This window comes from Pseudarthrobacter sp. rb (assembly GCF_056389225.1).
The window spans coordinates 127,230-146,814 of record NZ_JBWJAR010000011.1 but is presented as its reverse complement, the minus strand read 5'-3'; the positions used below and the strand labels follow the sequence as shown (position 1 = coordinate 146,814).

Below are 19,585 nucleotides of genomic sequence, written 5' to 3'. Positions count from 1 at the left end.
ACCAATTACATACATAATCGGTATCAACAAACTTGGCACACTATTGAGTTCTCAAACAACAGACACACCCGGCACCACCCAAACCAACGTTCAGGATCGCTCCGGAGCAACTTTTCAAACTTACCCGCTGGTTTCCTGCGTGTCAAACCGGCGTCCGCGACCATCCTCAGCATATGCTTGGGGGTCGGTTTTCCGTCTGACTCCGTGGAGCAGCGCGGAAATAAACTCTACCACCACTCCTCCCGGATCGCCAGTCCGCCCCCACGTGGCCTCCTGTAGGCAGCCGAAAGGCCCGGAATCACGCGGATTCCGGGCCTTTTGTGGATGACCGCCCTGGCGGGTCAGCCGGCCGTTGATGCTCCTGGTTTGAAGTAGGACGCCCCGAGCGGAGGCAGCGTGACAGTCAGTGTCGCCGGCTGTCCGTCCTGTCCTTCGTCCACTGCCTTCAGCTCGCCGTCGTTGAGCACACCGGATCCGCCGTAAGTGGTGTGGTCGGTGTTCAGGACCTCGGTCCAGGCCCCGGCGGTGGGGACACCCAGGGTGTAGCCGACATGCGGGGCACCGGAGAAGTTGATGGCGCAGACAACCGGGTTGCCGTCGGCGTCCCACCTGATGAAGGACAGGACGTTGCGGTCCGCGTCGCCACCGTTGATCCACTGGAAACCGGCGGGAACGTTGTCCTGCGTGTACAGCGCAGGGGTGGACGCGTACAGCTCGTTGAGGTCCTTGGTCAGCAGCTGCAGTCCCCTGTGTGCAGGGATATCCGCGAGCCACCAATCCAGGCCGTGCTGTTCAGACCACTCGGCTTCCTGGCCGAACTCGGTGCCCATGAAGATGAGCTGCTTGCCGGGGTGCGCCCACTGGTAGGCAAAGAAGGCGCGGAGGTTCGCCAACTGCTGCCAGCGGTCACCGGGCATCTTGCGGAGCATGGAGCCCTTGCCGTGGACAACCTCGTCGTGGCTGATGGGCAGCAGGAAGTTCTCCGTGAAGGCGTAGACCAGGGAGAACGTCACCGTGCCGTGGTGCCACCTGCGGTTGTAAGGGTCCTCGGAGATGTACTTGAGGGAATCGTGCATCCAGCCCATGTTCCACTTCAGGCCGAAGCCCAGGCCACCGTGGCTGGTGGGGGCGGTAACGCCCGGAAACGCCGTGGATTCTTCCGCGATCATGACAGCACCGGGGTGCGTCTTGTAGACGGTGGCGTTGACTTCCTGCAGGAAGGAGATGGCTTCCAGGTTTTCCCTGCCGCCGAAGCGGTTGGGCCGCCACTGTCCTTCCTGGCGTGAGTAGTCCAGGTAGAGCATGGAGGCCACCGCGTCCACGCGCAGGCCATCGATGTGGAATTCCTCCAGCCAGTAGAGGGCATTGGCCACCAGGAAGTTACGGACCTCGGTGCGGCCAAAATCGAAGATCAGGGTGCCCCAGTCGGGGTGTTCGCCAAGGGCAGGGTCTGCGTGTTCGTAAAGGGGCTCCCCGTCGAACTGGGCCAGCGCCCAGGCGTCCTTCGGGAAGTGCGCCGGTACCCAGTCCAGCAGGACGCCGATGCCTGCCTGGTGGAGGGAATCCACCAGGTAGCGGAACTCATCCGGATGTCCGAACCTGGACGTGGGCGCGAAATAGGACGTGACCTGGTAGCCCCAGGAACCGCCGAACGGGTGCTCCGCGACGGGCATGAATTCCACGTGCGTGAACCCGAGCCACTTGACGTACTCCACCAGTTCCTTGGCGAGTTCGCGGTAGCCAAGGCCCAGGCGCCACGACCCGAGGTGCACTTCATAGACGCTCATGGCCGAGTTGTGGGGGTCGCGCTTGGCCCGCGCTTCCATCCATTCGTCATCCTTGAAGGCGTAGGAGGGTTCCACCACCCTGGAGGCAGTCAGCGGAGGCACTTCGGTACCGAAAGCCAGTGGGTCTGCCTTTTCAACCCAGTAACCGCCCCGCGTCAGGATCTCGTATTTGTAGCAGGCGCCGGCGGTGACACCGGGAATGAACACCTCCCAAACGCCGGAGGAACCCAGCGAGCGCAGGGAGTGTTCCCGTCCGTCCCAGGCGTTGAAGTCACCCTTGACGCGGACGGCCTGCGCGTTGGGGGCCCACACGGCAAAGGACACACCGTTGACGTCTCCGAGCGTTGACTTGTAGTGCTGGACGTGGGCGCCAAGCACCTGCCACAGTTTCTCGTGCCGGCCTTCGCCGATGAGGTGCAGGTCCACTTCGCCCACTGTGGGCAGGTAGCGGTAGGGCTCGTCAACGGTCACCGGGTCCTTGCCCGGGTAGGTGACCGAGAGCCGGTAGTCGGGAACATGGCCCTGCTCCAGCGGATCCAGCACCGCAACCCACACTCCGTGGGCCTCGTGCTCCATGGGAACCTCTCCGGCCTGCGTGACTACGGAGATTGCTTCGGCGAGGTGCTTCACGGTCCGGATGGTGACGTGCCCGTAGTCGTCCAGGTGCGCGCCCAGGACGGAGTGGGGGGCGTGGTGTTCACCGTTCGCGATCCTGCCCAGGGTGCCTTCATCCACGGGCAGGGGCACCCCCGGGCGGTCAGTTCGTGCTGAGCCTGTCATTTCGTTACCTTCCGATGCTGCACCGGCGGAGTCGCCGGCACCGTTGCTGCCCAGGAGCCGCCTGGAGGCGTTTACGGGAATCGCCACCCAGTCGGGCCTGTTTCGCATTTCATAAACAACTTCGTACAGTGCCTTGTCCAGCCACAATGCCACAAACAGTGGTGAGGTTCGGTCCACCGTTCCGGGAATGACCCCGGCATACCCTGCCAGGAAGGCGTCAGAGCAGTCGTCAACCCAGCTGTCCGGAACCTGGGCTCCCTCCTGCTCGCGCTGGGCTGCTCCGGCGGCGTAGTCGAAGGACCGCAGCATGCCGACGACGTCGCGCAGGGGCACGTCCGGGACGTTCCGTTCGGCGATGGGTCGCAGGGGCTCGCCCTCGAAGTCCAGGAGGGCCCAGCGCGACTCGTCGCCGGACTGGCCGGTGACCTGGAGGATCTGGCCCAGGTGGAGGTCGCCGTGGATGCGCTGCAGGGGCGCGTCGGGAACCTTGTCCAGGTCAGCCAGCAGGGCGTCCAGGGCATCGTCGTAAGGCCCGACGGCGGCCCGCGCTTCCGCCCAGGCGTTCCTGACGCGCTGTGCAACAGCGGGTCCTGCTCCCTTGCCGGGTGCAGAGCCGGCGGACGTCCCGAGGGCTTCCGCCAAGCGTTTGTGCACTGTAGCGGTGGCAGCGCCCAGGGCCCTTGCTTCTGCCGTGAAGTCCGTGCCGGAGCGGGCTGCGTCCACTGCCAGCCGCCAGGCATCGCGGCCACCGGCGAGGAATTCGTGGGCCACCGCAAGCTCACCCTGGACGTACCGGGTACCCTGGCCGGTGCCGCTGGAGGCGTGGTTGCCGTGCCCCAGCCACTCGCCCCGGACCCAGCCAAGGGTGGCAGGGACTTCCGAAGTTCCTGCCTTCGTCAGCGCCGCTCCCACCTCGATCTCCGGGTTGGTCCCGTCAGACAGGACCCGGAAGAATTTCACCATGGCGGCCGATTCGCCGTCGTCCACAATGACGGAACTGTTGGACTGCTCGCCGGAGAGCACCTTCACGACACCCTTCGCAGTGGGCAGGCGGTACGGTCCCTCGACGCGGAATCCCGTCGCGGTGCCGCTGTCCGCTCTCCCCTCCTGCCGGATGAGCTCCAGCCACGCGCCCACGAAGTCGGGGTCGTGGACGGCGTCGTAAACCCAGGGGCGGGTGGGATCCATTCCGGCCGCTTCCCCCACCAGCGCACGCTCCATGCCCCCTGCCGGTGCCGGCCGGAAGCTCAAGGGAACCTGGACGACGGCGGTGCGCTTGCCGCCGTCGGGCCCCTGGGTGGTGACGTTGAGGAGGAACACGGCAAGCGCCGCGTGTCCGCTGGGGTCCGCCAGTCCCAGGCTGCCGGCCTGGGAAATGGCGAAATCGGGGGTTTTGACCGGGAACCAACGCTGCTGCGGCAGCCATTCCTTGAGCAGCGCGGTGAGGGCGGGAGTGAGGATTGGCTGGTTCATCTCAGTTCTCTATCGACAGGATGGGCATGGCCTGGGTGTAGGGCGACGATGGGTTCGACCCCGCCGACCGCATCCGAAGCCAGAAGAAATCGTGGCTTCCGATGGTCAGGGTAAGGGTGCCGTCGTCGCCGATGCCGGGGAAGATCTGTCCGCCAAACACATCGCGGAGCCCCCGGCCGGCATATTCAGGAATCCGGAGCGTGGCAGCGACCGGGTGCTGGGAGAGGTTGAAGGCGCACAGGATGGTCTCGGCGTCGGCACCGTCAGGGTTGCTGGCCGGCAGCTCGCGCAGGTACGCCAGGACGGCATCGTGGTCTGCTTCCACATGCTTGAAGCCGCCCAGTCCGAACGCGGGATGGTTCTTGCGGACGCTGAGGATCTGCCGGGTCCAGCGCAGCAGGGACCCGGAGTGGGCAGCCTCGGCTTCGACATTGGCCATGGCGTAGTTGTACACCAGGGACTGGATGGGCGGCAGGTACAGCTTGCCGGGGTCGGCATGGGAAAAGCCGGCGTTCCGGTCCGGGTTCCACTGCATGGGGGTGCGGACGGCATCCCGGTCCTCGAGCCAGATGTTGTCCCCCATGCCGATCTCGTCTCCGTAGTACAGGAACGGGCTGCCCGGCAGGGAGAGCAGGAGCGCGTTGATCAGTTCGATTTCGGCCCGCGAGTTATCGAGCAGGGGTGCCAGCCGGCGGCGGATGCCGATGTTGGCGCGCATGCGTGGGTCCGGGGCATACCAGCCCAGCATTGCCGCGCGCTCATCGGCGGTGACCATTTCCAGGGTCAGCTCGTCGTGGTTGCGGAGGAACGTGCCCCACTGCGCGCCCTCGGGGATGTCCGGGGTGTCGCGCATGGTTTCGATGATGGGCGCTGCCTTTTGGTCGCGCAGCGCGTAGTACAGCCGGGGCATGATGGGGAAGTGGAAGGCCATGTGGCACTCGGGTTCATCGACGGTGCCGAAGTATTCCACCACCTCGTTGGGCGGCTGGTTCGCTTCGGCGATGATCACGCGGCCGGGGTAGCGTTCATCCACCATTTCCCGCAGCCGGCGGAGGAACTCGTGGGTGGCCGGAAGGTTTTCGCAGTTGGTGCCCTCCTCCTCGAAGAGGTAGGGAATGGCGTCCGCCCGGAAACCGTCAATCCCCTGGTCCAGCCAGAACCGGACTACATCGAAGACGGCCTCGATCACCTTGGGATTTTCGAAGTTCAGGTCCGGCTGGTGGCTGAAGAACCGGTGCCAAAAGAACTGCCGGCGGATGGGATCGAACGTCCAGTTCGATTCCTCCGTGTCAACGAAGATGATGCGTGCGTCCTGGTACTTCTCATCCGTGTCGCTCCAGACATAGAAGTCGCCGAAGGGACCATCCGTATCCTTCCGGGATTCCTGGAACCAGGGGTGCTGGTCAGAGGTGTGGTTCAGCGGGAGGTCGATGATCACCCGGACGCCGCGGGCATGGGCTTCTGCCACGAGCCGCTTGAAGTCGCTGATGGTGCCGAATTCATCCAGGACTGAGTTGTAGTCGGAGATGTCGTAGCCGCCGTCCCGCAGCGGTGACTGGAAGAACGGAGGCAGCCAGAGGCAATCAACGCCCAGCCACTGCAAGTAGTCCAACCGGTCGATGAGTCCGGAGAAATCCCCGGACCCATCGCCGTTGGCATCCGCAAACGCCCGGACCAGTACTTCGTAGAACACTGCCTTGCGGTACCACAAAGGGTCATGCTGAAGGCCAGGCGCATTTAGCTCGAACGTGCTCTTGGGAGTGAAGTGGCCGGAACTTTGCGGGTTGAAACTCACTGATGCATTCTCCTCACGCTCAGGATGTGGGCGGGCTCCACGTGCGGATCAAGCCGTACGTAGTTGAACTCGCCCCACTCCCAGCTTTGGCCGGAGATGAGGTCATCCACATAGAAGCCGCCGCCCGGGGTGATGTCCTGGGGGTCCAGTTCAAGGGCCGCCAGGTCCAGGGAGACGCTGCATTCCTTCGTAACGTGCGGGTCCACGTTGACCACCACGATGATGGTGTCCTTGGAGCCGTCGGGAAGGGTCTTGTGCTTCGAGTAGACAACAGTGGAGTCATCGGTGCTCTGGTGGACCGTCAGGTTCTGCAGGTCCAGCAGCGCGGGGTGGTCCCGCCGGATGTGGTTCAGCCTGGTGATGTAGGGGGCCAGCGTGCGTCCGGACTCGGCGGCGGCGTCCCAGTCGCGGGCCTTGTACTCGAACTTCTCGTTGTCGATGTACTCCTCCGCGCCGGGCCGGGCAACGTGTTCGAACAGTTCATACCCGGCGTAGACGCCCCAGAGCGGGCTTCCGGTGGAGGCCAGGACGGCCCTGATCCGGAACGCCGCCGGTCCGCCGTACTGCAGGTATTCCGTGAGGATGTCCGGGGTGTTAACGAAGAAGTTGGGCCGGAAGAACGCCGGTGATTCGTGGCTGACTTCCTCGAAGTAGGTCGCGATTTCCTTCTTGGTGTTGCGCCACGTGAAGTACGTGTAGGACTGCTGGAAGCCGGCCCTGCCCAGGGCGTGCATCATGGCGGGGCGGGTAAAGGCTTCGGCCAGGAACACAACACCGGGTTCGGCTTTTTCCACTTCCGCAATGAGCCATTCCCAGAACCACACCGGTTTGGTGTGCGGATTATCCACGCGGAAAATCTTTACGCCGTGGCTGACCCACAACAGAACGATCCGCAGAATTTCCCGGGAAAGTCCTTCCGGATCATTATCGAAATTGAGCGGATAGATGTCCTGGTACTTCTTCGGCGGGTTTTCGGCGTAGGCAATGCTGCCGTCCACCCTGGTGGTGAACCATTCGGGATGGGACTGCACCCACGGGTGGTCCGGGGCGGCCTGGAGTGCCAGGTCCAGGGCTACCTCCAGGCCCAGTTCGTTGGCACGCGCCACGAAGGCATCGAAGTCCTCGAAGGATCCGAGGTCGGGGTGGATGGCGTCGTGGCCCCCTTCCTTGGCTCCGATGGCCCAGGGTGAGCCGGGATCATTGGGGCCGGCCACCAGGGTGTTGTTGGGTCCTTTGCGGAACTGCACGCCAATCGGGTGGATGGGGGGCATGTAGAGGACGTCGAAGCCCATGGCTGCCACGGCGTCCAGCCGTTTGGCGGCGGTGCGGAAGTTGCCTGACGTCCAGGCGCCGGTGTTGTGGTCCTTGACGGCGCCTTCGGACCGGGGGAAGAACTCGTACCAGGCGCCCCGCCCGGCGCGGTCCCGCTCCACCAGGAGGGGGTATTTTTCAGAAACGGTGACCAGTTCCCGGATGGGCTGGCGGGCCACGATGTCCGCGATTTCCTGGCTGAACCCGGCCCCGAGCCGTTCCTCCGTGCTCCGGGACTGGTCGCCCAGGACCTCTGAGGCATGCCGCAGGGCTGCCCGGTCCACCTCGTCCCTGAAGTCCTCCGCGGACGCTTCGCCCAGCAGTTTGGCACCTTCGGCGAGCATGAGTTCGACGTCGACTCCGGCGTCGATCTTCACCTCGGCGTTGTGGTGCCAGGTGCCGTAGCGGTCGTGCCAGGCTTCGATCACAAAGGACCAGTTCCCCGTTTCCGACGGCGTGAGCACCCCTTCCCAGCGGTCCGTGCCCATGCCACGTTCCCCGCGGGGCGGCGCAAGGCGGACGCGCTGGCGCTCGGCACCGGAGGGGTCAAGGAGCACGGCGCTGACGCCGAGCTGGTCATGCCCTTCGCGGAAGGCGGTGGCGCCCACAACGATGGCTTCGCCGGGCAGGGCCTTGGCCGGGAATCTGCCGCCCTCGACGACGGGCTGCACGGCAGTGATGGGAAAACGCCCAAACCGCAAGTCCTCGGTGATACTGCGCTGGGGCATTTTGGTGGATGCGGCACTGGTTCCTGAGTTAGTCGTCACAGGCTCGACGTTAGCGAGAAATGACCCGGATTGCTAAGCCTGCTCCCTAAAATCGCCGTGCCGCGGCCTAATTTCTTCATGCCCCTGTCATTTACCCAAAAGAAACCGAAAGCTGGTTCCGGCCGCGCATGTTGTCGGTTAGTGTGACGCAGGTGAAGGCAATCCGCAGGTTTACGGTCCGTACAGTCCTCCCCGAACCCATCCGGCCTTTGGCCAGGTTGGCCAGCAATTTGCGGTGGTCCTGGCACCGCCCAACCCGGGAGCTTTTCGCCGGGTTGAACCCGCGGCTGTGGGAGGAAAGCGGGCAGGACCCCATCGGTTTCCTGGGCATGGTCAGCCGGGAGGAATTCCAGCAGCTCGCCGCGGACCAGTCGGTGGTGGACCGGGTGCGTGCCGCAGAGCAGGACCTTGACCGGTACCTCCAGGAGCCGCGCTGGTACCAGGGCCTGGGCCCGGATGCGCCCGCCTCCATTGCATACTTCTCGCCCGAGTTCGGCATCACCGAGGTCCTCCCCCAGTATTCGGGCGGCCTGGGAATCCTTGCCGGCGACCACCTGAAGGCTGCCTCGGACCTTGGCGTTCCCCTGATCGGCGTGGGCCTGCTGTATCAGGCAGGCTATTTCAAGCAGTCATTGTCCCGCGACGCGTGGCAGCAGGAGACCTACCCCGTCCTGGATCCGGACGGCCTGCCGCTGACCCTGCTCCGGGAACCCTCCCACGACGGCAACGGCAAGGCCCTGGAGGTCTCGCTCCCCCTGCCCAACGGGCGCCGGCTGCTGGCACACATCTGGCGGGCCGACGTCGGACGCGTTCCCCTGCTCCTCCTGGACTCCAACGTGCCGGGCAATGACGACGCCGCCCGCAGCATCACCGACCGCCTGTACGGCGGCGGCGGGGACCACCGGCTCCAGCAGGAACTCCTGCTCGGGATGGGCGGGGTCAAGGCCCTGCGCGCCTTCCAGAAGCTGACGGGCTGCGCCGCACCGGAGGTCTTCCACACCAACGAAGGCCACGCGGGGTTCCTTGGCATCGAGCGCATCCAGGAACTGATGTCCGGCGAACAGGCCCTGACATTCGACGAAGCACTCGCCGCCGGACGGGCGTCCACCGTATTCACCACGCACACGCCGGTGCCGGCCGGCATCGACAGGTTCGAAATCAACCAGATCAGCCACTTCTTCCAGGCCGGCCTTGCCCCCGAGGTGCCGGTGGACAGGATCCTGGAACTGGGCAGGGAAAACTACGCGGACGGCAACCCGGCCGTCTTCAACATGGCAGTCATGGGCCTGCGCCTGGCCCAGCGCGCCAACGGCGTGGCCAAGCTCCACGGCGAGGTGTCGCGCGGCATGTTCTCCGCCCTCTGGCCCGGCTTTGACCACTCCGAGGTACCCATCACCTCAGTGACCAACGGCGTGCACGTGCCCACCTGGGTGGACAGCCGCATCTCCAAGCTCGCCCGGGACCAGTTCGGCAGCGAAGCCGAAGCGCTGGGCAAATGGGACCTCGCCTACAACGTCAGCGACGCCGACGTATGGGCGCTGCGCCGCGAGATGCGCGCCGCCTTGGTGGAAGATGTCCGCCGCCGGCTGCGCGCAGCGTGGAAGAAGCGCGGCGCGGCCGACGCAGAACTGGGCTGGACCGACAACGTCCTGGACCCGGACGTCCTCACCATCGGTTTTGCCCGCCGCGTGCCCACCTACAAGCGGCTCACGCTGATGTTGCGCGAGCCGGCGCGGCTGAAGGCGCTGCTCCTTCACAAGGAGCACCCCATCCAGCTGGTCATCGCCGGCAAGTCCCACCCGGCCGATGACGCGGGAAAGAAAATGATCCAGGACCTGGTTCGGTTCACGGATGATCCCGAGGTCCGGCACCGCATCGCGTTCCTGCCCAACTATGACATCGCCATGGCCAGGACCCTGTTCCCGGGCTGCGACGTCTGGCTGAACAACCCGCTGCGTCCGCTGGAGGCCTGCGGGACGTCCGGCATGAAGGCGGCGCTGAACGGCTCGCTGAACCTTTCCGTCCTGGACGGCTGGTGGGATGAGATGTACGACGGCGAGAACGGCTGGGCGATTCCCACGGCCAACAACGATGCTTCACCCGAGGAACGGGACGACATCGAGGCCGCAGCGCTGTATGAGCTGCTGGAAACACAGGTGGCGCCGCGATTCTACGGCAGCACGGTGTCCGAGGGAGCCGGCTCCGCCGGGCCGTCCACGAGCCGGAGCGAGAAGGTGCCCACGCACTGGGTGTCCATGATCAAGCACACCCTCTCGCACCTCGGCCCGGCCGTGTCCGCTGAGCGCATGCTCCGGGACTACGTGAACATCCTGTACCGCCCCGCCGCGGAAGCGGGACGCAGCGCCACCGCCAACTCCTATGCCCAGGCACGTGCGCTGGCATCCTGGTCCGCCAAGGTACGCGGCGCCTGGCCACAGGTCCACGTTGAGCACGTTGATTCGGTGGGGGTATCCGAGGATCCGCAGATCGGCGACACGCTCCAGGTCAACGCCTACGTGGCGCTGAACGCCCTCACCCCGGAGGACGTCTGCGTCGAGGTGGCCTACGGCCGGGCCGAAGAGAATGACGCCCTTGCCGACATCACCGTGATGGAGCTCCAGGTGAAGGAAGACCTGGGCAGCGGGCGGCACCTGTTCAGCGGTTCCCTGGTCATCGACCGCTCCGGCCCGTTCGGTTACACGGTCCGCGTCCTGCCCCGGCATGATGCCCTGGCCTCCAAAGCGGAGCTCGGACTGATCGTCAACGCATAGCCCGCCGGTCTCCTGGGTACGGCTCCTGGCAGGCAGCAATACCCAACCAGGAGGGTCCGATGACCGAACGTACGGTGGCCGATGTAATCGTGGAGCGCCTCACTACCTGGGGCGTGAACCGGGTCTTCGGCTACAGCGGGGACGGCATCAACGGCTTCATGGGTGCCCTCCGCCGGACCGGGGGGCAGGTTGAGTTTGTCCAGGCCCGGCATGAGGAAGCGGCCGCGTTCATGGCCGTCGGCCACGCCAAGTACACCGGCGGCGTGGGGGTGGTGACGTCCACCCAGGGCCCCGGGGCCGTCCACCTGCTCAACGGGCTGTATGACGCAAAGCTGGACGGCGTACCGGTGGTGGCCATCGTGGGGCAGCAGAGCCGCACCGTGCTGGGGTCCGGCTACATGCAGGAAATCGACCTGACCGCGTTGTTCAAGGACGTCGCGTCCCAGTTCGTGCAGCTGGTCAGCACGGCAGAGCAGGTGCCCATGGTGCTGGACCGTGCCTTCCGGACGGCCAAGGCCACCGCCTCCCCCTGCGTGGTCATCATTCCGCACGATGTGCAGTCCGCACCCGCGCCCGGGCTGGAGCAGCAGCACGGCATCGTGGTCACGGCGCCGTCCTGGAGCGCGGCGGCCAAGAGTCCCCGCGACGAGGACCTGGCCGCCGCGGCCGCCCTCCTTAACTCCGCGGAACGGGTGGCCCTCCTGGTGGGACAGGGCGCCAGGCACGCCGCACAGGAAGTGGTTGCCGTGGCGGAAAAGCTGGGTGCCGGCATCGCCACTAGTCTTCTCGGCAAGCCGTACGTGGACGAAAACCTGCCCTTTGCGGTGGGAACCATGGGGCATCTGGGCACTACCGCGAGTGCGCACCTGCTGGGCAACTGTGATGCCCTCCTCATCGTGGGTTCCAACGATCCCTGGACCGAGTTCTATCCGCCGCCCGGGGCCGCCCGTGCGGTGCAGATCGACATCGACGAAAAGAAGATCGGCAACCGCTACCCCGTGGAGGTGGGCCTGGCCGGCGACGCAGCGTCAGCCCTGGACGCTTTGAACCAGAGGCTGGAGCACCGGCCACGCACCCAATGGCGCTCGGATGTGGAAGGGGAAGTCAGCCGCTGGCGTATCCTCGCAGCTGACCGTGCCGCCGTGCCCGCCAGCCCCGTCAATCCCGAGCAGGTGGTCCGCGAGCTCAACGGCCGGCTGCCCGGGAACGCCCAGGTGAGCGTCGACGTCGGAAGCTGTGTCTACTGGTACGCCCGCCAGCTGGTGCTGCCCGCCGGAGTCCCCGCACACCTGTCCGGGACCCTGGCCAGCATGGGCTGCTCCATCCCCTACGGGCTTGCTGCCAAACTCGCCCGCCCGGACCGCCCGCTGGTGGCTCTGGCCGGTGACGGCGCCATGCAAATGGCGGGCATCGCGGAGCTGGTCACCGTGGCGCACCGCTGGCGCCAGTGGCAGGACCCAAGGTTCGTGGTGTGCGTCTTCAACAACCGCGAGCTGACCGAGGTCACCTGGGAGCAGCGTGAATCGGAAGCCGAGCCGCGGTTTGCTGCAAGCCAGGAACTGCCCGATTTTCCCTTCGCCGCCTACGCGGACCTGCTCGGGCTCAAAGGCATCCGCGTCGAGGACCCGGAACTGGTGGGCGAGGCCTGGGACCAGGCCTTCGCGGCCGACTGCCCGGTGGTGATCGAGGTCCTGACCGACCCGGAAATCCCGCTGCTTCCGCCGTTCCCGGCCGGGCGCGAAAAGGCTGAAAGCATGCGCGAGGGGTTGGCAGCGGAGGACGACGGCGGCAGGGCCTCTACGCTGCTGGACACCTACGTGGCGCACGAGGAACGCCCGGGGAGCTAGCTGCGGACTGGTTGCCCGGTGAATGCGGGTTTAGAGCAGCACTGCGGTGACGGCCAGGTCCTTGCCCGCGTACCGTTCCGCGTCCTGCAGGATCTCGCACATGATGCCGAACGACCTGTCGGCGCGGAACGGTGCCGCCACCTGCCACAGGACCGTGACGGGCGGGTTGCCGTTTTCGCTGATGCTGTCCGCAAAGTCGTGGAGCGAGTCGTTCAACGCATCCAGGTTCACGCCGTAGTGCTCGGGAAAGTCCAAAACCTCGCCGAAGGTTTCCAGGACGGCGCGCTTGCTGTCCGCCGGGGGAACCACCACGCTGCGGCGCCCGGCGTCGGCCACCTGCTCCTGCAGTTCTTCAAGGGTCCAGGTATCGCCGGAAAAGATTCTCATGGTTGTGCTAGCTGCCTTCCGCTATGTACTTGAACGTTGCGTAGTGGTCCCCGGTGTAGTACTTCTCCCCGCCATTGCCCGCCACGATGCGCCGTGCACCCCGGTCCGGTTCACCGGGAGTGGGGACGGTGTACTCGCGGTAATAGCCCCGGTCCCTGGCTGGGAGGACGCGCTCGAAGTTTCCGAACACCTGGTCATCCTGCCCGTACTGGAACGGGCCGCCCGCCCGGATCAGCGCCAGCACCCGGCGGCCCTCCACCGGAAGCGCGGATTCCCTGATCACCGGGAGGCTGGACGGGTTGGCTCCCCGGTGGGGCGCTGACTGCTTCGCTGCCGGGGACGTGGCCGTTCCACCCGGAGTGGACGTGCGGCTGGAACCAGCGTCCGGCGTCGTGCCGTCCGTCTGCCCGCCCAGCAGCCCGGCACCGCCGAACGCCACCATGGCCAGCACCACCAGGGTGGTGAGGAGCAGCGGGAGGATGGAGCGGTTGCGCATTCGGGTTTACCTGCCGGAGGGGTGGACTGGCGTCTGGTGGTGCTGTAGCTACGTGCGGTAAATGCTGATGGAGTTGGCCTCGGCCAGGTCGATGTCTCCGGCAGCCACCTGGATGCCCTGCCGCTGCTTGTGGCGGGGTGAGGTGGTCAGCCGGAGCTCGAACAGGCTCGGAGCCGGCCTTCCGGCGTCGGGCAGGGTCACCTGGACGTCCCGCGCGCTGCCATTGACCACCACCAGCCCGGCAAGGTCGCCGCCGTCGTCGCGGAGCAGGAGCTGCAGGACGCGGTGATGCGGATCGTTCCAGCGCTCATTGGACATGGGCTGGCCGTGCTGGTCGAACCAGTACAGGTAGGACTGTTCATCCCGGACCGGGAAATCGTGCGGCTGGGCGGCGAGGAACTCCTTGCGCAACCGGATGTACCGCTTGGTGCTGCGCAGCATCTCGTGCGCCTCCGGTGTCAGCGTCCAGTCCAGCCACGTGATGGCATTGTCCTGGCAGTAGGCGTTGTTGTTCCCGTGCTGGGTCCTGGCCAGCTCGTCCCCGGCAGTAATCATGGGAACTCCGAGCGAAACCATCAGCGAGGCCATCAGGTTGCGCCGCGACTGCGCACGCTGTGCCAGGATGGCGCTGTTCTCAGTGGGGCCCTCCACGCCGTGGTTGTAGCTGCGGTTGTCTCCGTGCCCGTCCCTGTTCTCTTCGCCGTTGGCCTCGTTGTGCTTGCGGTCGAAGGACACGAGATCGTTCATGGTGAAGCCGTCATGGGCGGTGACGAAGTTGACCGAGGCCAGGCGCGAGCGGCCGGACGCCTGGAAGAGGCCTGCGGAGCCGGACAGGGCGTCGGCGAGTTTCGCCATGGTCCCGCCGTGCCCGCCGGAGTCGATGGCTGCGCGGTCTGCCAGCCAGAAGGTCCGGACAGCGTCGCGGAAGTGGTCGTTCCAGTCGACCCACCCCCGGGGGAACCGGCCCGTCTGCCAGCCTCCGTAGCCAATGTCCCAGGGTTCGGCAATCAACTTGACCCCGGACAGAACGGGATCGGCGGCGACGGCGGTGAGGAAAGGGTGATGGGGGTCGAACTCGTTCGCAGCGTTGCGGCACAGCGTGACTGCCAGGTCGAACCGGAAACCGTCGATGTGGAACTCGTCCACCCAGTACCGGAGGGAGTCGGTCACCAGCTGGACCACGTGCTGGTTTCCGAAGTTGAGGGAGTTGCCGCAGCCGGTGGTGTCGATGTACTTGCCGTGGCCGTCCACCCGGTAGTAAGTGTCCTCCCCCAGGCCGCGGAAGCTCAGGACCTGGCCGTCCGGCGTCCCTTCGGCAGTGTGGTTGTACACGACGTCGAGGATGACCTCCAGCCCGGCGCCGTGCAGTGCCTTCACCATGGCCTTGAACTCGTCCTGGACCGCCTGGGGGCCCGCTTCCTGGGCCGCGCGGGTGGCGTAGCCGGGGTGCGGGGCAAAGAACGCGGCGGTGTTGTAGCCCCAGTAGTTGCTCAGTCCCAGGTCCTGCAGGTGTGGCTCATCAATGTGGAAGTGGACGGGCAGGAGCTGGACGGAGGTGATGCCCAGGCCCGTGAGGTGCTCCACGACGGCAGGGTGGGCCAGGCCGGCGTAGGTGCCCCTGAGTTCTTCCGGTACGTCGGGGTGGAGCATGCTCTGGCCGCGGACATGCGCCTCATAGACGATCGTGTTGCGCCAGGGCAGGCGCAGCCGTTCGTCTGTTTCCCAGTCGAAGTCGACGGCGGTACGGACGCTGGTGAGGAAGCCCTCCTGCTGGTCCACTCCCCTGCCGTACGGGTCCAGCAGCAGGGGCTGGCGGGCGGAACCGTTGCCTGCCGCAAGCTCCGGCGGCAGCGGCTGGCTGTCCGACGTCGGACGGAAGCCGTAACGCGATCCGTACGGCAGGTCCTCCACGATGCCGTGGTGGACCCCCTTGGTGACGTTGGGCAGGGTCTGGGTCCGCCATTCGCCGCCGGGAGGGCAGTAGGCGATGTCCAGGCTGGCGACGCCGGGGGCGAAGCAGGCAACGTTGGCGCGTCCGCCGGCGTGGTGGCGGGTACCACCGGAATCAGCGCGCGGGACGCTGACACCGAGGGGAACAGCCGAGGAGGCGTCCATGGTGGAAGCGGTGTCGAAAAGCGGCATGACCATCATCTAAATAGTAGCGGTCAGCGGCACTTGACCTGCCCATACGCCCCCGCGGCGCCGGGAACCCATCCGCGGACTACGGACCGGTGGAACTATCCGGCCGCGCGCTGGCGGGAGACCTCGTACAGCGAGATTCCCACAGCCATCGATGCGTTCAGGGATTCCATGGCGGAATCGATGGGGATGGAGACGATCTGGTCGCAGTTTTCCCGGACCAGGCGGCTCAGGCCCTTCCCTTCCGAGCCCACCACGATGCACACCGGTTCGGTGGCCAGGGTGAGATCGGGCAGTGAAACGTCGCCGTCGCCGTCGAGCCCCAGGACGTAGATACCCATGTTCTTGAACTGCTTGAGGGCGTTGTTCAGGTTGGAGGCGCGGGCCACAGGCACGCGGACGGCAGCGCCGGCGCTGGTTTTCCAGGCCGAGGCGGTAACGCCCACGGAACGGCGCTCGGGCACGATGACGCCGTGGCCGCTGAAGGCGGAGACGGAGCGGATGATCGCACCCAGGTTCCGGGGGTCGGTGATACCGTCCAGGGCCACAAAGAGCGGCGCGTTGGCGATGTGCCCCTTCTTCCACTTGTCCACGGTTTCCTCGGCCAGCTCGTAGGCGTCCAGGTACTCGTAGGGCGGGATCTGCAGCACCAGGCCCTGGTGGACGGCGTCATCCGTCATCCGGTCCAGTTCAGGTTTGCCCGTTTCCAGCAGCGGAATGCCGCGTTCGGCGGCGAGCTTCAGGGATTCCTTGACCCGGTCGTCCATTTCGATGCGGATGGCAACGTGGAGGGCCTTCGCGGGGATGCCGGCGCGGAGCGCCTCGACCACGGAGTTGCGTCCGGTGACGACTTCCTCGGTGGCACGGCCCTTGGGGCCGGACTTCGCGGCGCCGGCGCTGCGGGCACCGGTCCCGCGCTTTGCAGCGGACCGTTCGGAAAGCTGCCGTGCCTTGTGCGCCTTGTGGTAAACGCGGTCCTCGGCTTTGGGCGTGGGGCCCTTGCCCTCGAGGGCCTTGCGGCCATGGCCACCGGTTCCGACGGTTGGGCCCTTCTTCGCTTTAACCGATCGGCGACCATTGTTGGCCATGATGTTCCACCCTTGATTGTGCTGACTGAATCTGCATACCAGTCTACTGACCCGAAAAAAATCGGGGGCAGCGGCCTGTTCAGTCCCGCTTGAGGCTCCAGGTGGCGCCGTCCGGGCCGTCCTCCACGACGACCCCGGCCTGGTTGAGGGTGTCCCGGATGGAGTCGGACCTTGCCCAGTCCTTGTCGGCGCGGGCAGCCGCCCGGGCGGACAGCTGCGCCTCCACCAGAACGCCCAGCGCCTCGGCTTCACGCGTGTTCACCGCCGCGGAACCCGCCACGGCGTTCAGGCCCAGGACCCCGGTCATGAGGATGACGGCGTGCATCGCGTTCCGGGCGGCGTCGTCGTCTCCCTCGGCGAGGGCTGTGTTGCCCGCCCTGACAGTTTCGTGCAGGGCGGCCAGGGCGCGCGGGACGTTGAGGTCGTCGTCCATTGCTTCGCAGAAGGCCTCCACAGCTGCGGACGATGAACCGTGGTGGCCGTCCGCGAGGCCCGGGTCACCGTCGAAGCGTGCCGCAGCCTTGGCCAGGAATCCGTCAATGCGTTCGACGGCGGCGGCGGCCTCCTGCAGGGACGTGGGGCGGTAGTCCAGGATGGACCGGTAGTGCGCCTGGCCCAGGTAGTAGCGGACCACCCGGGGCGGGGCGAGTTCCAGCATTTCCGCCGGGCTGATGGTGTTGCCGATGGACTTGGACATCTTTTCGCCCTGGTAGGTCACCATGCCGTTGTGCATCCAGAAGTTGGCGAAGGGGTGTCCCGCCGCCTGCGACTGCGCCATCTCGTTTTCGTGGTGCGGGAACCGCAGGTCCAGTCCGCCGCCGTGGATATCGAACGCGGTGCCGAGGTACTTGGTGACCATGGCGGAGCACTCAAGGTGCCAGCCGGGCCGGCCGGCGCCCCAGGGCGAGGACCAGCTGGCGGTGGCCGGCTCTCCTTCTTTGGAACCCTTCCACAGCGCAAAGTCGCGGGGGTCCTTCTTGCCCCGGGGATCGGCGTCGGGCGCTGCCTGCATGTCGTCGATGTTCTGCCGGGTCAACGCGCCGTACTTGTTCCAGGAGCGGACGTCGAAGTACACATCGCCCGAGTCGTCCAGCGCCGGGTACGCGTGGCCGCGGTCGATCAGCTGCTGGATCAGGGCGTGCATCTCAGGAATGTGCCCGGTGGCCCTGGGTTCGTAGGTGGGGCGCGATACACCCAAGGTGTCGTAGGCCTTGAGGAACTCCTGCTCGTAGCGGTACGCCAGAGCCCACCATTCTTCGCGGGCTACTTCTCCGGGTTCCGGGCTGAAATCGGGGGCGAAGGAAGCCTCGGACTTGGCCAGGATCTTGTCGTCAATGTCCGTCACGTTGCGGACGACCGTGACACGCAGGCCCCGGTACTGAAGCCAGCGGGTGAGCTGGTCGAACGCGATGGCTGACCGGATGTGGCCCACGTGCGGCATCCCCTGGACCGTGGCTCCGCAGTAGTAGAGGCTGACCTTGCCCTCGAGGAGGGGGACGAAGTTCCGGACTTCGGCGGAGGCAGTGTCATAGAAGCGCAGGGTCACCGCTCCAGAGTAACTGATGGGCCCGGCTGCCTCACGGGCGTGGGGGCTGCGGATACACCAGGGCGGTGGCCACGGCGGAGATGCCCTCCCCGCGCCCGGTGAATCCCAGGCCGTCACTGGTGGTTGCCGTGACGCCGACGTGGGCGCCTGCCGCCTCGCTCAGGACCCTTTGAGACTCTTCCCGCCTGGGCCCGAATTTGGGCCGGTTGGCCACGAACTGCACGGCCACGTTGCCGATCTCGAACCCGGCAGCCCTGACGATCCGAGCGGCCTCAGCGAGGAGGGTGGCACCGGACGCTCCGGCGAATTCCGGACGGTCCGTACCGAAGTGGGTGCCAAGGTCGCCGATGCCGGCAGCCGAAAACAAGGCGTCAGCGGCGGCGTGGGCTACGGCGTCTCCGTCAGAGTGTCCGGCGAGGCCGCGTTCGCCGGGCCAGAGGAGCCCACCGAGCCACAGCGGACGGGGGGAATCCTCCGGGGCGTAGGCATGGACATCGATTCCCACGCCCGTGCGCGGAAGGACCACGTCCGGGCTCATCCTTCCACCCACCGGGCACCGAGCGGACCCTCAAGGAGCCCCTCGGCGAAGATGAGGTCCAGGGGGGTGGTGATCTTCAGGGATTGTGTGGACCCGCGGACTGCATGGACCGGGGTACCCAGCATCTCCACGAGCATGGCGTCATCGGTGACCGCCGCGGCCTGCTGGTCGTCCAAAGCCTGCGCCGCCTCGTGCGCCTTCAGCAGGGTGCCGATCGTGAAGCCCTGCGGAGTCTGCACCGCCCGCAGTTCCTCGCGGCGGGCGGTCCCCGTGACGACCTCGGGGGCAAGCGCAGTGTCATCGCCGGCCGTGGCCGCCACGGTTTTGACCGTGTCCACCACCGGGAGCACGGGAATGACAGCGGCGGCGCCGGCAACAAGGGAGTCGCTGACGCGGTGGAAGACGGATTCGGGGGTGAGGGCCCGCGCGGCGTCATGGACCAGGACGGCCTCGATACCCTCCATGAGTGCGGCGATTCCGGCACGCACGGACCCCGCCCTGGTGGATCCGCCGTCAACAACCGTCAGGAGGGGCCCACCGTCGGCAAGTTCCTCCCGGAAGTCGTCGCACAGCCGGCGCAGGTCCTGGTCGCCGGCGGGCAGCGCGACGCACACCTGGGTGGCCACACCGGACGCGACAATGCCGCGCAGGGCATGCATCAGGATTGGTTCTCCGCCCAGCGGAACGGCAGCCTTGGGCATGCCATAGCCGAGGCGCTGCCCGGAACCTGCGGCAACCACGATGACCGCTGTGACCAGACGCGTGGGTGATTCACTCATGCGGACAAGCCTACGACGCCGCCACTTCCGATGGGTGCTTAAGGCACCGCCGCGGTTGGCCCAAAAAAAGAAGCCCCGGCG

12 protein-coding genes are annotated in these 19,585 nt (G+C 66.3%); 2 read left to right on the top strand and 10 right to left on the bottom strand.

Annotated features, from left to right (window positions below):
* Window positions 1-341: 341 nt before the first annotated feature.
* From ACWRN3_RS15455 to ACWRN3_RS15445, 3 genes are read right to left on the bottom strand one after another with little or no spacing between them, the layout of a single operon-like run.
* The gene (locus tag ACWRN3_RS15455; RefSeq protein WP_476741207.1) at window positions 342-4,040 is read right to left on the bottom strand and encodes a 1,4-alpha-glucan branching enzyme; all 3,699 of its coding nucleotides are present in this window, start codon (window positions 4,038-4,040) and stop codon (window positions 342-344) included.
* A gap of 1 nt (window position 4,041) precedes the next feature.
* Complete coding sequence (gene treS / locus ACWRN3_RS15450) at window positions 4,042-5,835, bottom strand: maltose alpha-D-glucosyltransferase (RefSeq protein WP_476741206.1); 1,794 nt, start codon at window positions 5,833-5,835, stop codon at window positions 4,042-4,044.
* Entirely contained in the window at window positions 5,832-7,874 is a 2,043-nt protein-coding gene (locus ACWRN3_RS15445; protein ID WP_324645220.1) for an alpha-1,4-glucan--maltose-1-phosphate maltosyltransferase, read from the bottom strand. The genes treS and ACWRN3_RS15445 overlap by 4 nt, the downstream gene beginning before the upstream one ends.
* A 191-nt stretch (window positions 7,875-8,065) precedes the next feature.
* Here ACWRN3_RS15445 and glgP point away from each other — a divergent pair, with 191 nt between their 5' ends.
* Window positions 8,066-10,684, top strand: coding sequence for an alpha-glucan family phosphorylase (gene glgP, locus ACWRN3_RS15440; protein WP_476741205.1), 2,619 nt, complete (start codon window positions 8,066-8,068; stop codon window positions 10,682-10,684).
* A gap of 59 nt (window positions 10,685-10,743) precedes the next feature.
* The gene (locus tag ACWRN3_RS15435) at window positions 10,744-12,531 is read left to right on the top strand and encodes a thiamine pyrophosphate-requiring protein (protein ID WP_476741204.1); all 1,788 of its coding nucleotides are present in this window, start codon (window positions 10,744-10,746) and stop codon (window positions 12,529-12,531) included.
* A gap of 30 nt (window positions 12,532-12,561) precedes the next feature.
* Here the strand turns inward: ACWRN3_RS15435 and ACWRN3_RS15430 are convergent, their stop codons facing one another.
* From ACWRN3_RS15430 to ispD, 7 genes are all read right to left on the bottom strand, one after another.
* Entirely contained in the window at window positions 12,562-12,918 is a 357-nt protein-coding gene (locus tag ACWRN3_RS15430) for a barstar family protein (protein ID WP_255174466.1), read from the bottom strand.
* Between the two features lie 7 nt (window positions 12,919-12,925).
* Window positions 12,926-13,414 (bottom strand): guanyl-specific ribonuclease, encoded by a 489-nt coding sequence (locus tag ACWRN3_RS15425; RefSeq protein ID WP_255174465.1) that lies wholly within the window; start codon window positions 13,412-13,414, stop codon window positions 12,926-12,928.
* A 48-nt stretch (window positions 13,415-13,462) separates the two neighbouring features.
* A complete protein-coding gene (glgX, locus tag ACWRN3_RS15420; protein WP_476741203.1) occupies window positions 13,463-15,562 on the bottom strand; it encodes a glycogen debranching protein GlgX in 2,100 nt (699 codons plus the stop codon).
* A gap of 89 nt (window positions 15,563-15,651) precedes the next feature.
* Entirely contained in the window at window positions 15,652-16,641 is a 990-nt protein-coding gene (gene rlmB, locus ACWRN3_RS15415; protein ID WP_255174464.1) for a 23S rRNA (guanosine(2251)-2'-O)-methyltransferase RlmB, read from the bottom strand.
* Between the two features lie 79 nt (window positions 16,642-16,720).
* The gene (gene cysS, locus ACWRN3_RS15410; RefSeq protein WP_476741202.1) at window positions 16,721-18,187 is read right to left on the bottom strand and encodes a cysteine--tRNA ligase; all 1,467 of its coding nucleotides are present in this window, start codon (window positions 18,185-18,187) and stop codon (window positions 16,721-16,723) included.
* A 31-nt stretch (window positions 18,188-18,218) separates the two neighbouring features.
* Window positions 18,219-18,725 (bottom strand): 2-C-methyl-D-erythritol 2,4-cyclodiphosphate synthase, encoded by a 507-nt coding sequence (gene ispF / locus ACWRN3_RS15405; RefSeq protein ID WP_255174462.1) that lies wholly within the window; start codon window positions 18,723-18,725, stop codon window positions 18,219-18,221.
* Window positions 18,722-19,504, bottom strand: a complete 783-nt coding sequence (gene ispD / locus ACWRN3_RS15400) for a 2-C-methyl-D-erythritol 4-phosphate cytidylyltransferase (RefSeq protein ID WP_324644208.1) — start codon at window positions 19,502-19,504, stop codon at window positions 18,722-18,724. The genes ispF and ispD overlap by 4 nt, the downstream gene beginning before the upstream one ends.
* Window positions 19,505-19,585: the final 81 nt, after the last annotated feature.

Excerpts from the sequence above, each read along its gene's own strand:
- ACWRN3_RS15455 (WP_476741207.1), bottom strand. The coding sequence starts at position 4,040 with ATGAACCAGCCAATCCTCACTCCCGCCCTCACCGCGCTGCTCAAGGAA.
- ACWRN3_RS15445 (WP_324645220.1), bottom strand. The coding sequence starts at position 7,874 with ATGCCCCAGCGCAGTATCACCGAGGACTTGCGGTTTGGGCGTTTTCCC.
- ACWRN3_RS15435 (WP_476741204.1), top strand. The coding sequence starts at position 10,744 with ATGACCGAACGTACGGTGGCCGATGTAATCGTGGAGCGCCTCACTACC.
- ACWRN3_RS15430 (WP_255174466.1), bottom strand. The coding sequence starts at position 12,918 with ATGAGAATCTTTTCCGGCGATACCTGGACCCTTGAAGAACTGCAGGAG.
- ACWRN3_RS15425 (WP_255174465.1), bottom strand. The coding sequence starts at position 13,414 with ATGCGCAACCGCTCCATCCTCCCGCTGCTCCTCACCACCCTGGTGGTG.
- glgX (WP_476741203.1), bottom strand. The coding sequence starts at position 15,562 with ATGGTCATGCCGCTTTTCGACACCGCTTCCACCATGGACGCCTCCTCG.
- rlmB (WP_255174464.1), bottom strand. The coding sequence starts at position 16,641 with ATGGCCAACAATGGTCGCCGATCGGTTAAAGCGAAGAAGGGCCCAACC.
- ispF (WP_255174462.1), bottom strand. The coding sequence starts at position 18,725 with ATGAGCCCGGACGTGGTCCTTCCGCGCACGGGCGTGGGAATCGATGTC.
- ispD (WP_324644208.1), bottom strand. The coding sequence starts at position 19,504 with ATGAGTGAATCACCCACGCGTCTGGTCACAGCGGTCATCGTGGTTGCC.